Source organism: Streptomyces sp. NBC_00285 (genome assembly GCF_036174265.1).
GTDB lineage: Bacteria > Actinomycetota > Actinomycetes > Streptomycetales > Streptomycetaceae > Streptomyces.
The window spans coordinates 934,924-950,184 of the sequence record NZ_CP108055.1 but is presented as its reverse complement, the minus strand read 5'-3'; the positions used below and the strand labels follow the sequence as shown (position 1 = coordinate 950,184).

14 protein-coding genes and 1 pseudogene are annotated in these 15,261 nt (G+C 69.3%); 7 read left to right on the top strand and 8 right to left on the bottom strand.

Going from position 1 to position 15,261, the window contains the following annotated elements; all coding sequences use genetic code 11:
- Positions 1–46: 46 nt before the first annotated feature.
- A complete protein-coding gene (locus tag OHT57_RS04505) occupies positions 47–916 on the top strand; it encodes a helix-turn-helix transcriptional regulator (RefSeq protein WP_328744607.1) in 870 nt (289 codons plus the stop codon).
- Positions 917–1,091: 175 nt separating this feature from the next.
- On the opposite strand, the gene OHT57_RS04500 is transcribed toward OHT57_RS04505, so the two are convergent.
- The gene (locus tag OHT57_RS04500) at positions 1,092–3,023 is read right to left on the bottom strand and encodes an MDR family MFS transporter (protein WP_443053594.1); all 1,932 of its coding nucleotides are present in this window, start codon (positions 3,021–3,023) and stop codon (positions 1,092–1,094) included.
- A 356-nt stretch (positions 3,024–3,379) separates the two neighbouring features.
- Between OHT57_RS04500 and OHT57_RS04495 the strand changes: the two genes are divergently transcribed.
- The 4 genes from OHT57_RS04495 (at position 3,380) to OHT57_RS04480 (ending at position 8,451) form a co-directional block, all read left to right on the top strand.
- Positions 3,380–4,645: an MFS transporter gene (locus tag OHT57_RS04495; RefSeq protein ID WP_328744606.1), complete on the top strand. Its 1,266-nt coding sequence runs from the start codon at positions 3,380–3,382 to the stop codon at positions 4,643–4,645.
- 40 nt (positions 4,646–4,685) lie between these two features.
- Positions 4,686–6,080: a glucose-6-phosphate dehydrogenase gene (zwf, locus tag OHT57_RS04490; RefSeq protein WP_328744605.1), complete on the top strand. Its 1,395-nt coding sequence runs from the start codon at positions 4,686–4,688 to the stop codon at positions 6,078–6,080.
- Positions 6,081–6,192: 112 nt separating this feature from the next.
- On the top strand, positions 6,193–7,431 hold the full coding sequence (locus OHT57_RS04485) for an MFS transporter (RefSeq protein WP_328744604.1): 1,239 nt from the start codon (positions 6,193–6,195) through the stop codon (positions 7,429–7,431).
- A gap of 57 nt (positions 7,432–7,488) precedes the next feature.
- Positions 7,489–8,451 carry an SDR family NAD(P)-dependent oxidoreductase gene (locus OHT57_RS04480; RefSeq protein WP_328744603.1) on the top strand — a complete coding sequence of 321 codons (963 nt, stop codon included), beginning with the start codon at positions 7,489–7,491 and terminating at the stop codon, positions 8,449–8,451.
- An 81-nt stretch (positions 8,452–8,532) separates the two neighbouring features.
- Here the strand turns inward: OHT57_RS04480 and OHT57_RS04475 are convergent, their stop codons facing one another.
- The 6 genes from OHT57_RS04475 to OHT57_RS04450 form a co-directional block, all read right to left on the bottom strand.
- Entirely contained in the window at positions 8,533–9,465 is a 933-nt protein-coding gene (locus OHT57_RS04475) for an NADP-dependent oxidoreductase (protein ID WP_328744602.1), read from the bottom strand.
- Positions 9,466–9,645: 180 nt separating this feature from the next.
- Positions 9,646–10,515 (bottom strand): helix-turn-helix domain-containing protein, encoded by an 870-nt coding sequence (locus tag OHT57_RS04470; RefSeq protein WP_328744601.1) that lies wholly within the window; start codon positions 10,513–10,515, stop codon positions 9,646–9,648.
- 166 nt (positions 10,516–10,681) lie between these two features.
- Complete coding sequence (locus OHT57_RS04465) at positions 10,682–11,380, bottom strand: type 1 glutamine amidotransferase domain-containing protein (RefSeq protein ID WP_328744600.1); 699 nt, start codon at positions 11,378–11,380, stop codon at positions 10,682–10,684.
- A gap of 24 nt (positions 11,381–11,404) precedes the next feature.
- Entirely contained in the window at positions 11,405–11,797 is a 393-nt protein-coding gene (locus tag OHT57_RS04460) for a nuclear transport factor 2 family protein (protein ID WP_328744599.1), read from the bottom strand.
- Positions 11,798–11,848: 51 nt separating this feature from the next.
- Complete coding sequence (locus OHT57_RS04455) at positions 11,849–12,448, bottom strand: flavodoxin family protein (protein ID WP_328744598.1); 600 nt, start codon at positions 12,446–12,448, stop codon at positions 11,849–11,851.
- A 68-nt stretch (positions 12,449–12,516) separates the two neighbouring features.
- The gene (locus tag OHT57_RS04450) at positions 12,517–13,512 is read right to left on the bottom strand and encodes an alpha/beta hydrolase (RefSeq protein WP_328744597.1); all 996 of its coding nucleotides are present in this window, start codon (positions 13,510–13,512) and stop codon (positions 12,517–12,519) included.
- Between the two features lie 157 nt (positions 13,513–13,669).
- Between OHT57_RS04450 and OHT57_RS04445 the strand changes: the two genes are divergently transcribed.
- Positions 13,670–13,849, top strand: coding sequence for a hypothetical protein (locus tag OHT57_RS04445; RefSeq protein WP_328744596.1), 180 nt, complete (start codon positions 13,670–13,672; stop codon positions 13,847–13,849).
- Between the two features lie 130 nt (positions 13,850–13,979).
- Here OHT57_RS04445 and OHT57_RS04440 read toward each other — a convergent pair whose 3' ends face one another.
- Entirely contained in the window at positions 13,980–14,867 is an 888-nt protein-coding gene (locus tag OHT57_RS04440; RefSeq protein ID WP_328744595.1) for an SCO6745 family protein, read from the bottom strand.
- A 175-nt stretch (positions 14,868–15,042) separates the two neighbouring features.
- On the opposite strand from OHT57_RS04440, the pseudogene OHT57_RS04435 reads away from it, so the two are divergent.
- Positions 15,043–15,255: pseudogene (locus tag OHT57_RS04435) on the top strand (oxygenase MpaB family protein); the annotation flags it as partial.
- Between the last annotated feature and the right edge of the window lie 6 nt (positions 15,256–15,261).

Genomic DNA, 15,261 nt, shown 5'->3' with positions numbered 1-15,261 from the left:
AACTCTCCCCCTCACATTTCGACTGGACACTGCGACACTCGCTGGTATGTACACCGAAGCACATTTGCCTGAACTGGGAGAATTCCTCAAGGTGTGCCGGGCCCAGCTCAGCCCGCGGACCGTCGGTCTGCCCGAGTCCGGGGCGCCCCGGCGAGTGCCCGGGCTGCGCCGTGAGGAGGTCGCTCACCTCGTGGGGATCAGCACCCGCGCCTACGAGCGGCTGGAACAGGGGCGTACCCCCGTGCCGAGGACGGTGCTCGCCACGCTCGCCCGCGTCCTGCACCTCGACGACGCCCAGCGTGACCACCTGTTCGAGCTGGCGGCAAGGGGCACGTGCGAACCGCGTCGCCGGCCGGCGCAGAAGGTCCACCCGCAGCTCAGACGCATCCTGGACGAACTGTCCACGACCCCCGCACTCGTCCTCGGCCGATACCTGGACATCCTCGCCTGGAATCCTCTTGCAGCCGCTCTGCTCACCGACTTCGACAAGCTCCCCGCGAACAGGCGCAACTACGCGCGGCTCATGTTCACCGACCCCGCCTTCCGCGAGCTCTGCCTCGACTGGAGGACGAATGCCCGCATCTGCGTGACCCATCTGCGCCTGGAGGCGGCCCGGTACCCCGGCGACCCGAAGCTGGCCGCACTCGTCGGCGAGTTGTCGGTCACCGACGCCGACTTCCGGCAGTGGTGGGCGGGCCGACAGATGAAGGGCCTGCGGATGGGTACCAAGAGGCTGCGCCACCCGATCGTCGGCGACCTCACCCTCGACTGGGACACCCTGACCTGCACAGCCGACCCCACACAGAAACTGGTCGTCGCGACCGCCGATCCCGGGGCCCCGTCCCACGACGGGCTTCTGTTCCTGGCGTCATGGACCGCGGACTCGGACCGGCCCGCACAGGATGCGGCGGCCTGAGTCCTCAGGGGTCAGGTGGGCCACCGCGCAGCCACAGGGCCGTCGGGACGGCCTCATAGCCGCAATGGGGCTGCCGGGCGACCGTCCGTGGAGGGCCCCGGCCCGGCGCGGGGAGAGACGCTGCCCCTCCCCATCCGGAGTGGCGCATGCCCCTGGATCAGGTGCGACGAGCGTGTTACCCGGGCGCCGGGAGGCGCGGTCGTTCCCCGTCGGAGCCGGAGAGCTGCGACGACAACTCGTCGACCAGTTCGACCAGGTCCGTCGGCCGGTCGGGTCCCCACCAGTCGCCGAGCAGCTCGGCGAGAGCGTCCCGGCGGGCCGCCGAAAGCCGGGCCGCGGCGTCGCGGCCCGCGTCGGTGAGGGTCAGGTCCGTACCCTCGATCGTGGCCAACTGCCGCTGCTCGATCTGCTGCAGGGCGGCCTGGATCACCGGCAGCGGCACCTGGCTGTACTCGGCGAGCCGTGCCGGCGGCAGAGACCTGTCCGGTCGTAGGGCCCGCAGCAGTAGCCAGCTGGAGGCGGGCAGGAGGTCGTATCCGGCCGTGGCGGTGATCTTCTCGTAGATGCCGCGCCGTCCGTTTCGTGACCCGAGGAGGGACAGGGCCCGCTGCGCCTCCTCACGCGAGGAGCGGTGCACGGGGTGGACGCTGAGGGTCTGCGCCATGTCGGGCGCGGTGACCGAGCCGCGCAGCCTGTCCTCCTTGAGGAGCCAGGTCAGCGCGAAGGCGAGCAGGACGACCGGGGCAGCGTAGAGGAACACGTCGGTGATCGATGTGGCGTACGCGTGCAGCGCGGACGGGCGCAGCTCGGGCGGGAGTCGGTCCATGGCACGTGGGTCGGCCTCGAGCGCGGCGGCCGACCGGGACCGGGCCGACCCGGTGAACACGTCGTGCAGCTTGTCGTCGAGCCGGCTGGTGAAGACCGTGCCGAAGACGGCGACGCCGAACGCGGAGCCGATCGACCGGAAGAACGTGACCCCCGAGGTGGCGACGCCCAGATCCTCGTACGACACCGCGTTCTGCACGATCAGGACGAGCACCTGCATGACCAGGCCGAGCCCGAAGCCGAAGACGAAGAAGTACAGGCTCATTTCGAGGTTGCCGGAGGACTCCGTGAGCCGGTGCAGAAGCAACAGTCCCGCGGCGGTGACGGCGGTGCCGAGCACCGGGAAGATCTTCCAGCGCCCGGTACGGGAGACGACCTGGCCGGACAGCGTGGACGTCAGCAGCAGGCCGAGCACCATCGGCAGCATGTGCACACCCGACATGGTGGGCGACACTCCCTGCACGACCTGGAGGAACGTCGGCAGGTAGGTCATCGCACCGAACATCGCGAAGCCGATCACGAAGCTGATTGCTGAGGACAGCGCGAACGTACGGATGCGGAACAGCTTCAACGGCAGCACCGGTTCGGCAGCCCTGCGCTCGACGGCCAGGAACCACACGAGCAGTACGGCACCCAGGGCCGCCGTCCCGATCAACGGGACGGATGTCCATCCCCAGGTCCGGCCGCCGAGCGAGGTCACCAGGATCAGGCAGGTGGCGACGGACGCGATCAGAAGCGTCCCCAGGTAGTCGATCCGGTGCTTCTGCGACCGGACCGGGATCCGCAGCGCGGCGGCGATCACCACGAGAGCGACGGCACCGACGGGCAGGTTGACGTAGAAGACCCAGCGCCAGCTCAGACGGTCCACGAACAGCCCGCCGAGCAACGGCCCCAGCACGCTGGTCGCGCCGAAGACGGCACCGAACAGGCCCTGGTAGCGGCCCCGGTCCCGGGGCGGCACGATGTCGCCGACGATCGCCATCGACAGGACCATCAGGCCACCGCCGCCGAGCCCTTGAAGCGCGCGGAACGCGATCAGCTCCGGCATGTCCTGCGCCAGACCGCACAGCGCCGATCCGATCAGGAAGATCACGATCGCGGCCTGGAAGAGCTTCTTGCGCCCGTACTGGTCGCCCAGCTTGCCCCACAGCGGGGTCGCGGCGGTCGAGGCGAGCAGGTAGGCGGTGACGACCCACGACAGGTGGCTCATTCCGCCGAGGTCACTGACGATCGTCGGCAATGCGGTGGACACGATGGTCTGGTCCAGCGCCGAGATGAGCATGCCGAGCAGCAACGCGCCGATGGACACCCGCACCCTGTGCCGGTTTCCCGCCGCCGACTGCGGCTCCACTACCTGTTCGCCTACCTCCTGGACCACAATTCCCTTCCCTTCGATACAGGAAATCGGACCTGTTGCTTCCGCCCGGGCCGCGCCGCTGACCATATCCGCGGGGCCGACACGTGCGCATCGGTGTATGGGGGGAGGAATTCATCCCCTGGGTAATTCATGCCGGGGAAGAAAACAGCCCCTTCACTTATTCCTCGACACCGGGAAACTTACTGTCCAACTCAGAACTGCGGAGATGCACTTGCTGCCGTGATGCGTCTCGGACCTAGGCCGAAGGAAGCGAGTCACGGATGACCAGAGCCACCCCCACGTCCAGCCAGGTCGCCGCTCCGACCCCCACGGCACGGGCCGGCCTGTTGCTGCCCGTCGCCCTGGTCGCTGCCTACTACGGTGCCTACATCGCGGTGATGTCCCCGCCCACGATCAGCATGGCCCTGCGCGTGCGTGACGTGGTCGGTGAGGGCCAGCGGGTCTCCACGCTGAGCACCGTGCTGTCCGTCGGCGCCTTCGCCGCTGCGATCGCCTCCCCGCTCCTGGGCGCCCTCTCCGACCGCACCACCCTTCGCCTCGGGAAGCGTCGGACCTGGTTGGTGATCGGCCCGCTCGTCGGGCTCACCGGCCTTGCCTGCATCGGCCTCGGCGGCGCGGTGTGGCTGCTGGTCGTGGGCTGGGTGCTGGCACAGGCCGGCTGGTCGGGCACGCTGATGGCGTCGCAGGCCGTGCTGACCGAGCGCATCGAACCAGGGGTGCGGGGCCGGGTCAGCGGGCTGATGGGCCCGGCCATGCCCATCGGGATGGTCGCCGCGACCCTGTTGGTCAGCCTGTTGGACTTCAGTCCCGCGCTGATGCTGCTGGTCCCTGGTCTGATCGGCGCGGCCGGTGCGGCACTGCTCGTCGCCGTGGCCCCCGACGCACCCGCCGACAAGAGCACCCTCCCGCCCTTCGGCCCGCGGGAGTTCTTCTCCAGCTTCTATGTGAACCCGCGCCGCTACCCCGCCTACGCCTGGGCGTTCGCCAGCCGGTTCCTGATGTTCTCCGGGGTCTTCATCATCCTCACCTACCAGACGTACATCGTCTCGGACCGCGTGGGATACGGCGGCGACAGCACCGCCGGCCGGGTCTTCCAGTCCACCCTGCTGCTGGGCGCCGGATCGTTGGTGGCCTCGCTGCTCTTCGGCATGCTCGACGACCGTACCGGCCGCCTCAAGCCCTGGCTCCGCCTGGCCGCGCTCGCGTCGGCGGGCGGACTCCTGGTCATGTGCGTCGACAACTCGTTCGGGATCTTCCTGACGGGCATGGTGCTCATCGGCGTCGCCCAGGGCGGCTACCTCTCCGTCGATCTGCCCATGGTCAGCCGCGTCCTGCCCGATCCCGAGCACGCGGCACAGGAACTGGGCGTCTACAACCTGGCCCTCGTCGTCCCGCAGATGCTCATCCCGCTGTACGGATCGCTCATCGTCGGCTCCCACGACAACTATCCGCCCCTCTTCGTCGTCGGCGCCATCTGCTCGGCCCTCGCCATCGCCTCGCTCGCAGGCGTACGCGGCGTCAAGTGACGACGCGCGGATCGCCCCCCTCACCTCCTCAGGAGCGACCATGACCACCCCCGCCCCCCGCGCGGATGCCCTCGTCCTCTTCGGCATCACCGGCGACCTCGCCAAGAAGATGCTGCTGCCCGCCCTGTACGACCTGACCCGCCAGGGCTTCCTCGACGTGCCCGTCATCGGCGTCGGCCGCAGCGACTGGGACGACGAACGGCTGCGTCGACATGCTCGCGATGTGCTGAGGGCCGCGGAAGTCTCCCTGGACGAGGGGGTGTTCGACAGGTTCGCCGCACTGCTGTGCTATGCCCGCGTCGACTACGACGACCCCGCGAGCTTCACCGACCTCGCCGACCAGGTCCGTCCGCACGGCTTCCTGACGCACTGCGTCGCCTTGCCGCCGTCCACCTACCCCGTCATCGCCCAGCGGCTCGCCGAGGCAGGCCTGGCCGACAACGCCCGGCTCGTCGTCGAGAAGCCCTTCGGCCACGACCTGCACTCTGCCCGTGCCCTGCAGAGCGAACTGACCCGGTACTTCCCCGAGGAACGACTGCGCCGCGTCGACCACTTCCTCGCCAAGGACGTCATCGAGGACCTGCTGACCTTCCGCTTCGCCAACACCAGCGTCAACGCCGTCCTGGACCGCCGCTTCGTGCGCAGCGTCCAGATCACCATGGCCGAGGACTTCGACGTGGCCGACCGCGGCGGCTTCTACGACGTGACCGGATGCCTGCGCGACGTGGTCCAGAACCACCTGCTGCAGATGCTCGCCTACTTCGTGATGGAAGCACCGCGTACGGGCTCCGCCGTCGACGTCCTCGACGAACGCATCCGAGCCCTGCGCGCCGTCCGTACCGTGCGCTCCGAGGACTTCGTACGCGGTCAGTACGACGGTTACCTCGACGTCCAGGGTGTCAAAGCGGGGTCGACCACCGAAACCTACTGCGCCCTGCGCACCTGGGTGAACCTCGACCGCTGGGCCGGGATCCCCTTCACCATCCGGGCGGGCAAGGCGATGGCGGCCACCGCCATCGAGATCGTCGTCGAACTGAACCGTCCCGTCGAGGGCTTCCACCACACCGCGAGCGCTCAACAGGCCCCTGCGAACGGGCTGCGTTTTCGCATCAGCCCTCGTGCGGGCGTCACCTTCGATCTGCTCGCCCAGCACGAGGGAGAGACCGGCGAGGTCGACCAGGTCGCCGCGACGGTCGACTTCGCCCACCTCACCGGAAACGACTCCGTGGCCTACACCCATGTCCTGGCCGACGCGATCACCGGCGACCCGCGCCGCTTCACCACCATGGACATGGTCGAGGAGCTCTGGCGCATCGTCGGGCCCGTCCTCGACCTGCCCGGTGCGCCCCACCGCTACGACGTCGGCGGCTGGGGGCCGGCGGATGCCGACCGCCTGGCCACCGACGACCGCTGGCTGCCACTGGAACAGGCGTAGCCCCGTCATCGCGCGGAAGGCCGACGGATTTCCGCCACCACCCCATCACACAGGCCCACTTCACCTCGCGGCGACACAGCCGACCCGCCCGTACTCACCTGGACACCCGACCATGGCCACTCCGGACACCCCCACGCCGCCCACCGCGAGCGTCCCCGCCACAGCGGACGGGAACAGGATGAGCCGCGGCCTGACTCTGCTGTTCGCAGTCGCCGGTGGCACCGCTGTCGCCAACCTCTACTGGGCACAGCCGCTGCTCGGCTTCATCGGCAGTGACCTGCACGCCTCGACCGCGTCGGCAGGCTGGCTCGTGACAGCCACCCAGATCGGCTACGCGACCGGAGCACTGCTGCTGGTCCCGCTCGGCGATGTCCTCGACCGGCGCCGGTTCATCCCCGGAATGATGCTCTGCGCGGCCCTCGCGCTCATCGCCTGCGCCATAGCTCCTTCCCTGGGCGCGCTCCTGGTGGCGACCACCCTCCTCGGGTTCACGACCGTCAGCGGCCAGTTGCTCACCCCGCTCGCCGGTGACCTCAGCGACGACACCAACCGCGGGCGCGTGGTGGGGACGGTGGTCTCCGGGATGCTCATCGGCATCCTCACCTCCCGCACCATCAGCGGACTCCTCGCGGACGCGGCCGGATGGCGCGCCATCTACTTCGTCGCCGCCACGGTCTCGCTCGCCTTCGCGTTGCTCCTCAGCCGCACGATCCCTCCGGTCGCCCCGAAGGTCCACCTGCCGTACCCACGGCTGTTGCTCTCGGTGTGGCAGGTGATCCGGCAGGAGCGCGCGGTGCGCTGGACGCTGTTCCTCGGTGCCACCGCCTTCGGCGTCTTCACCCTGTTCTGGACCGGGCTGACCTTCCTGCTCGGCGCGGAGCCGTTCTCCTACTCGGTCTCCGTGATCGGTCTGTTCGGCCTCCTCGGGCTGGCCGGGGCGCTGGCCGCCCGGCGTGCCGGGCGACTCCATGACCGGGGCAGGTCCATGCCGGCGACCGGGTGGGGGTGGGCGGCGGTCGTGGTCTCGTTCGTCGTCGCGGCCCTCGCCGAGCGTTCCGTCGTGGGGATCGTCGTGGCCGTCGTGCTGCTCGACATCGCCGTACAGGGCGTGAACATCCTCAACCAGACACGGCTGTTCGCGCTCGCGCCCCAGGCCCGAAGCCGCCTCAACACGGCCTTCGTCACCTGCAACTTCATCGGCGGCGCGGCCGGCTCCGCGGCAGCCTCCGTCCTGTGGTCCGCCGCCGACTGGACCGCCGTCTCGCTGACCGGCGCCGGCCTCGCCTGTCTCGCACTCTTCGTGTGGACCCTCGGCCGCCGCGGACCGCTCCTCTCCGAGAGGAACGGTTGAGCGCCCTCCCTCGAACGTCAGGTTTTCTTCCACTGCTCTCGTCAGGAGTGATTGCGCATGACCACCGCACAGCACAAGATCGGCTCCGGGTTCGACGCCAGGAGCACCGCCGCCGACGTCCTCCAGGGCATCGACCTGAGCGGCAAGCTCGCGATCGTCACCGGCGGCTACTCGGGCATCGGCCTGGAGACCACTCGTGCGCTCACCCGGGCCGGCGCCCACGTCGTCGTCCCCGCGCGTAGGCCCGCGGACGCCCGGGGCGCGCTCGACGGGGTTCTCGGCGTCGAGGTGGACGAGCTGGATCTCGGCGACCTGGAGAGTGTCCGCGGATTCGCGGAGCGGTTCCTCGACTCAAGCAGGAGTGTCGACATCGTCATCGACAGCGCCGGGATCATGGCCTGCCCCGAAACCCGGGTCGGGCCAGGCTGGGAAGCGCAGTTCGCGACCAACCATCTCGGTCACTTCGCCCTCGTCAACCGTCTGTGGCCGGCGCTCGAACCCGACGGCGCACGGGTCGTCTCCGTCTCCTCCGGCGGCCATCACATGTCCGGCATCCGCTGGGACGACGTCCAGTGGGAGCGGGGCTACGACAAGTGGCAGGCGTACGGCCAGGCGAAGACCGCGAACGCGCTCTTCGCGGTGCACCTGGACAGGCTCGCCAAGGACTTCGGCGTCCGCGCCTTCGCCGTGCATCCCGGCGTCATCATCACACCGCTCCTGCGGCACGTGCCCGAAGAGGAGAGGGTGGAGTTCGGCTGGTTCGACGAGGACGGCAACCTGCGCGACCCGGACTTCTTCAAGACCCCTCAGCAGGGCGCGGCAACGCAGGTGTGGGCCGCGAATTCCCCCCAGCTGGAGGGCCTGGGCGGTCTCTACCTCGAGGACTGCGACGTGGCCGAGCCCGCTCCGGCCGACGGCGAGATGCGCGGTGTGAAGGACTGGGCGACCGACCCCGGGCAGGCGGCGCGCCTGTGGGAGCTGTCTGCGGAGCTGACGGGTGTGAACGCGTTCGCCGCGTAGTGCGGGTGGCCGGACGTCGTACGACGTCCGGCCACACACGCGTGACGTCGAGGCGGTCTCCGCGCCCGCACGTGCCCCGCGTCAGAAGGTCAGGACCAGTCGGCCGCGCACTCCGCCTGCGGCGAGGAGCCGGTGTGCCTCGGCGGCCTGTTCCGCCGGGAACGTCCTGGCGACCCGAAGGGTGATCCGGCCGTCCTCCGCCTGCTGCCGCAGCCGGTCGAGCTTGGCGTGCTCGCGGGCATAGCGGAACACGACGATCGGCTCGTAGACGATGCCGCGTTCACCGGGACCGTCGTAGCCGCGCAGTGTCACCACCCGGCCGCCGTCCCGCACCGCCCGGGCGGTGAGAGCGCCGAGCGACGCGGCGTCGAGGAGCCCGTCGACGCCCTCCGGGACCTCCGCGCGCACCCGGTCCGGGTACTCGGCGCCGCGACGCAGAACGATGTCGGCACCGAGTTCCTTGACCAGGGTCTCGTCCTGCTCCGAGGCATCGGCCACCACCCGCAGCCCGTCCGCCTTGGCCAGTTGGACGGCATAGCCGCCCACCGCACCGGCCGCTCCGGTGACGGCGACGGACTGCCCGGCCTCCAGGCCGAGGGTGTCAAGCGCCAGGCGCGCGGTCAGACCGTTCATCGGCAGCGACGCGGCCTGTGCGTCGCTCACGCCGTGGGGTGCGCGCACCACCGACTCCGCCGGGACGACGATCTGCTCGGCGTAGGCGCCGCGGGCACCGTCAGCGAGCACGAGCGCCATCACCTGGTCACCGACGCTGAGGTCCGTGTCCGTGCCCGCGCCGATCTGGTCCACGACACCGGCGGCCTCCATGCCGGGCACGAACGGCGGCCGGGCGTCCGGAGACCGGGCGGGTCCGCTGCGCTGGAGGGCGTCGACCGCGTTGACGGTCGCGGCGTGCACCCGGATGCGCACCTCGCCCGGACCGGCCTCGGGAGCGGGCAGCTCCAGAACCTGAAGCACCTCCGGCCCACCGAATTCCGTGAAACCTACAGCCTTCATGCGAAGCACCTCGTTGTCTGACATTCGGTCGTTGAGGTGTCCGACCTTTCCGGCTCGCGTACGCCCGGAAAAGGGGAAGGTTTCTTGGCCGGGATACGGCTATAGGGGGGATGTATGTATCCCCCTCATGTGTGACACCGCACCGCCGGTCAGCCCTTGCGGGCGCGCGGGAGAAAAGGCTCAGGTAGCCGCGTCGGACGCCGACGGTTTCTGGTCGGCGGTCCAGGAGGCGAGCAGGCGCAGCCCGTCGTGGGAGGGGGTCCCGGGTTCCGCGTTCCACACGATGATGTGCTGGTCGGGATCCGTACCGCAGGTGAGCGTGTTCCAGTCGAGCGTCAGCTCGCCCACCACAGGGTGCCGCAGCCTTTTGACGCCATTGCCCCGCATCGCGACGTCGTGTTCGGTCCACCACTGCCGGAACTGTGGGTCACGGGCGGAGAGTTCCTCGACCAGTGCGGTGAGAGGCTGGTCGTCGGGGTAGCGCGCGCTCTCCATGCGCAGCTGGGCGATGGCCAGCCGGGTGACCTCCTCCCAGTCGACGTACAGCTCACGCATCCAGGGTTCGGTGAACAGCAGCCGCACGAACACCCGCTCCGGCTCGGGGTAGCGCCCGAAATCGGTCCACAGGGCGGCGGCGAGTCGGTTCCAGCCCAGGATGTCGGTGCGCCGGCCGATGACGAAGGCCGGGGAGGCGCTGAGGTCGTCCAGCGTGCGCTGCAGCTGCGGGTCCACCTGCTGGCGCTCGCGGTACAGGGTCGGGCGCACCCGCTCCTTCGCCGCGAGATCGAAGAGATAGGTGCGCTGGGCGTCGTTCAGACGGAGCACCTGGGCGATCTCGTCGAGGAGGGGAGCTGACGCCTGGAGTCGGCCCTGCTCGATCCGGGTGTAGTACTCGGTGCTGATCGCGGCGAGGAGTGCCACTTCCTCACGGCGCAGTCCCTGCACGCGCCTCCGTGGCCCGCCGCGGAGGCCGACCTCGGAGGGGGTGAGCTCAGCACGACGGGCCTTGAGGAACTCACCCAGCTCGTTCAGATGCGGGTTGCGGTTCATGACCTTCAGCCTGGCACAAACGCCGCATCTTGTGAGGGGTACGGATCCGTCCCCTGGCTGATCGGCCAGTGGGCGCGATCCTCTCGATCGTGGTAGGGCCCGCAGCAGGACAGGTGGCCCGGGGCGCGAGCGCGCCACGGGCCACCTGTGGGAGCTTTCCGAGTGGTCAGCTCAGCGCCTTGACCAGCTCCTGGGCGAGGGCAACGGCCGAGACCGGGTTCTGGCCGGTGTAGAGGGTGCGGTCGACCTGGACGTGCGGGGTGAACGGGTCGGCCTCGCGGTAGTCCGCCCCGAGTTCGCCCACGAGGCGGTCCTGGAGCAGCCACTTCGCGCGGTCGGCGAGACCGTTCAGCTTCTCCTCGGCGTTCGACAGGCCGGTGAGGCGGTAACCGTGGAACGGGGAGGTCCCGTCCGGGCCGATCGTCGCCAGCAGTGCCGCGGGGCCGTGGCACACCAGGGAGACCGGCTTGCCGGTGGCGAGCCACTCGGTGAGCAGCTTGCCGGAGGCGGCGTCGTCGGGCAGGTCCTCCATCGGGCCCCAGCCGCCGGGGTAGAAGACGGCCACGTAGTCGTCGATGTTCACGTCCTCGATGCGCATCGGGTGCGCCAGCTCGGTGGCCTCGCGCAGGGCGGTCCGCATGCGCTCGGCGCCTTCCTCGCCGCCGTTGAAGTCCGCGGTGAGGCTGAGCGCGTCCGCGGTCGGCGGCACACCGCCCGGCGTCGCCGCCGCGATCTCGTATCCGGCCTCCTTGAAGACCTGGTAGGGGCCGATCGCTTCCTCGGCCCAGAAGCCGGCCGGCTGGCGGGTGCCGTCGGCCAGCGTCCAGTGGTCGGACGCGGTGATCACGAAGAGGATCTTCGCCATGGTTGTCGTCTCCTGGTGAGGGTGTCAGCCCTTGAGGGCTTCCTGGAGGATGTGGCTGTCGGCGGCCTGCCGCATGCTCACGGCCTTGCCGTCACGGACGGTCCACAGGTGGATGAACCGGACGTCGGCCTTGTTCCCGGTCTTCGTCTCGGCGTGGTAATGGCCGAACACGAAGACATGGCCTTCGTCGTCGGCGTAGAACTCCTCGGGCACCGCGCCGAAGGAGTCGTAGTTCGGCATCGTCCTGCCGAAGAAGTTCTTGGCCGCGTCGTCCCAGCCGTGGTAGACACCGCTGTTCGGGAAGCCGGGGGTGATGTCCCAGACGAGGTCCGGGGCCATGACCTCGGCGGTCACTTCCGGGGACATTCCGGATTCGTAGAGCCGGCGGACGAGGGCGAGGCTCGGGGAATCGGACATGACGTACTCCTTGCGGGGGGTGGCGGATGGAGAGGGGAAAGGGTTCCGGGATCAGGCGGCGAGGGCGGTCCGCCCGGCGCGGAAGATCGCGGCCTGGCGTGCGACGCGGGCGCCCAGGTGCTCCGCGGTGGCGATGTCCGACTTGTGGACCGCCTCCGGGCCGGCGTCGGTCGGGCTCTGGGCGCCGGCGCCCAGGAAGAAGCCCAGCCGATTGATGTCGTCCTCGCTGCCCGCGGTGGAGTCCCAGCCTGGCTGCAGGCCCAGGCTGATCCAGTGCATGCCGTGCTGGGCGGCCATCGTGGCGAAGTAGCCCAGGGTGGACGACTTGTCGCCGTTCTTGGCACCGGAGTTGGTGAATCCTGCGGCGAGCTTGTCCACCCAGGCCTGGGAGAACCAGCGCTTGCTGCTGGCCTCGGCGAACGCGTGGAAGGCCGCGGAGGCGGTACCCATGTATGTGGGGGCGCCGAAGACGATCGCGTCGGCGGCGTCCAGCTGTGCCCACTGCTCGTCCGTAATGGTGTCGACGGAGATCGAGACGACCTCGACGCCCGCTCCCGCCGCACCACGCGCCACGGCTTCGGCGATGACGGCCGTGTGGCCGTAGCCCGAATGAAAGGCGATGGCGACGGTGGGGCGGCCGGGATGGGACATGGTGATGGTGCTCCTCGAATGATTTCTACGGCGGGCCAGGCTCTCCGGGCGTTTGCCCTGGAGGATTTCTACTGAAGGACGGCGAAGAACTTCACCATCTTGGTGAGCGCCTGATCCATGTACTCGGGAACGTCGTACATGGCGATGTGAGTCGCCCCGTCGACGACGAACAGTTCCTTCGGGCCCTTGGAAAGCTCGTAAGCCTGGTCGCTGAACACCTTTGTGTCCGCCTTGCTCCCCGCGATGAGGAGCAGCGGCTGGGTCAGCAGTTCCGGAATTTGATGGAACGTCGAGAAGGCGTACATCCTGTCCATGCTGGTCAGCAGAAAGCGGCCCTTGGAACGGGGATGCTGACCACGCGGAGTCCGGTAGTAGTCGTATCCCTCGCGGAGGAGGTCCGGCGTGTTGTCGTCGATCTCCTCCAGCGTTTCCGGGACGAACGGGGCGTAGACGGGCTCTGCTCCCCTCGCCTCCGCTGTGCGCTGCTGACCGACCATCTCCAGGGCCTTGATCTGCTCGGACACCGGAGACAGATGCCCCAGAAAGCTCCTGGAACCTTCGCCCATCGGAGCCGCGCTGACGGTGGCGACCGCCTTGAAACGGCGTTCGGTCTGCGCCACGCTGATCGCGTAGCCGCCACCGGCGCAGATGCCGAAGACGCCCATCCGCTCGGTGTCCACGTACGGGAGAGTGCTGAGGAAGTCCGCCGCGCAACGGGCGTCCTCCACCCTGGTCGTCGGGTCTTCCAGAAGGCGCGGTTCGCCGCCGCTCTCTCCCTGGTAGGAGGAGTCGTAGACCACGGTCACGAATCCCTCGGAAGCCAGCCGCTTCGCGTACTGGCCGATGGTCTGTTCCTTTACACCGCCGGCCGGATGAATTCCGACAAGGGCGGGATATCTTTTATCTTCGTCGAAGTCGTCCGGCAGGTGGAGGTGTCCCGCGATCTCTACGGCTTTGTTCCTGAATGAAACAGTCTCGACCATGACGCCTGTCCCTTTGTCGGCCGCGATCCGCCGATCGGCGGTCCGCACACCATGATTCGCCGGTGCAGAGATGATGTCCACTCACGATGGGGGGAAGGAATCATCCCCTGGATATGAATTCCCGGGTGTCCACCTCTCCGTCTCATTCCGCGGGGGGTGTGAAGCCGGCGCGCGGCATTCCTGCCCCGAGCGCGGTGGGCCACCACGGCATCGCCGGCGTGACGGCCATGCCGTGGGCGTGCGCGAGCGACTCACCGCGCTGGAGGCCATCCGCGACAACGCGCAATGGGTGGGCGACCCGGTCCAGATCTGTGGCTGGCTCATGCTCGAATACGGCCTACGGGGTTCTCGGACCGCGGAGGAATGGGGCCACTGGGCCGCCGAACAGCTCACCGAGCACCTCGACACCCCCTCCTGATCCACACTGCCCAACAGGCCGCCTTCATCGCCCCCGCGGCGCGGTCGCGTGCCGCACATGCATGCGCGCCTCGGGCGGGGTCCGGACGGTCTTCAGCCGTCGAGGAACCCCGACCGGGCCACCTTCTCTCTCATTTGCTCTCTTCGCTGAGGCGGTCCACTGCCCAGGGCAGGAGTTCCTTGGCCACCGCAAGGCTGAACGGCCGTACCAGCGAACGAAGTTCGGCGCAGGCGGCCGGACCGAGCGTGATGTAGGGGAGGGCGGCAAGCCTGTCGGTGGTGTGCTCGATCTCCGCCCTGCGTCGCGCACCGTCCTCGGTCAAGGCCAGGTGAGGTCCCTCGTCGAGCCATCCACGCTCACGGAGGCTCTGTACGGCCTCTCCCCACTGCTCCGGCGTCCATGCCCGCGAGTCGCGCAGCACCGCTCCGTCGATGTCGCCTGTGGCGGCGTGCGTGACAAGGGACTCGAGCCCGCTCAGTCCGGCGGTGAGCAGCGCCGCCACGTGACCGTCGCCACGGAACTCACGCAGCAGAGTCTGCGCGTGCCAGAGGACGAGGTGGGGTGCGCTCGGCCACGGCAGTGCGGCGTGCGCGGCGAAGAGGGGGCGGCCTTGTGGATGGTGCACGGTCACTTCAGCCGCGGTACGGGCCAGTTCCGCCGCGCGGGCCATTGCCGGTGAGGAGACGTCCGTGCCGAGGATGCGGCGGAGCGTGGAATCGATGCCGGCGAGCCGGGCGGCGGCGAACCGCTGGGGCGTGGCGGCCTCCCATGCCGCGGGTATGGCTCGGCGCACCAGTTGGGGATTGAAGTTGTAGAAGGCGGCGATGACCACCTCCGCCGGAGCGGCGCCGAGCGCCGCGGAGCGGGACGCGAAGTACCCCGTCCTGGCGTCGACGCCCAACTCGGCGTACTGGCCTGCGGCTTCGGGCGAGAAGTAGACAGCCCCGTGGTAGGGCTCAAGAGTTCTCCAGGTCCGGCGTGCGAAGGCCAGGCTGTCGCGGTCCGTGTTCTGTGTCATGAGGGCCCTTCCGTCCTGTGGCGGATGAAACGTTGCTGTTCATCGAGCACACGACGGCGCGTGGGGCACACCCAGTCGTACCGCCTGGTCGGTACGTTATCGGAGGGCGACTCCGGCAACCACCTGCCTGCGATCAGTTCGCGCCACCGATTCGGGATGACTACGCACGTTCCAGGCAGAGGCCGCCCTGGCGCCGCGCGCCCATGAGCCGTACGGCCGAAAAGCCCCCGAACCCGCCACCGCCACCCGGCAGTTGCGTGCCACCGGCACCCTGCTGCGCTGCGGTCCCGCCCGGCTGCGCCGGCACCTCCCGCCCAAGCACATCCTGCACGCCATGGACCGGCTCGGCCCGGGCTCCCGGCCCGCCCCGTACAAACTCGTACGATAGGTCGCC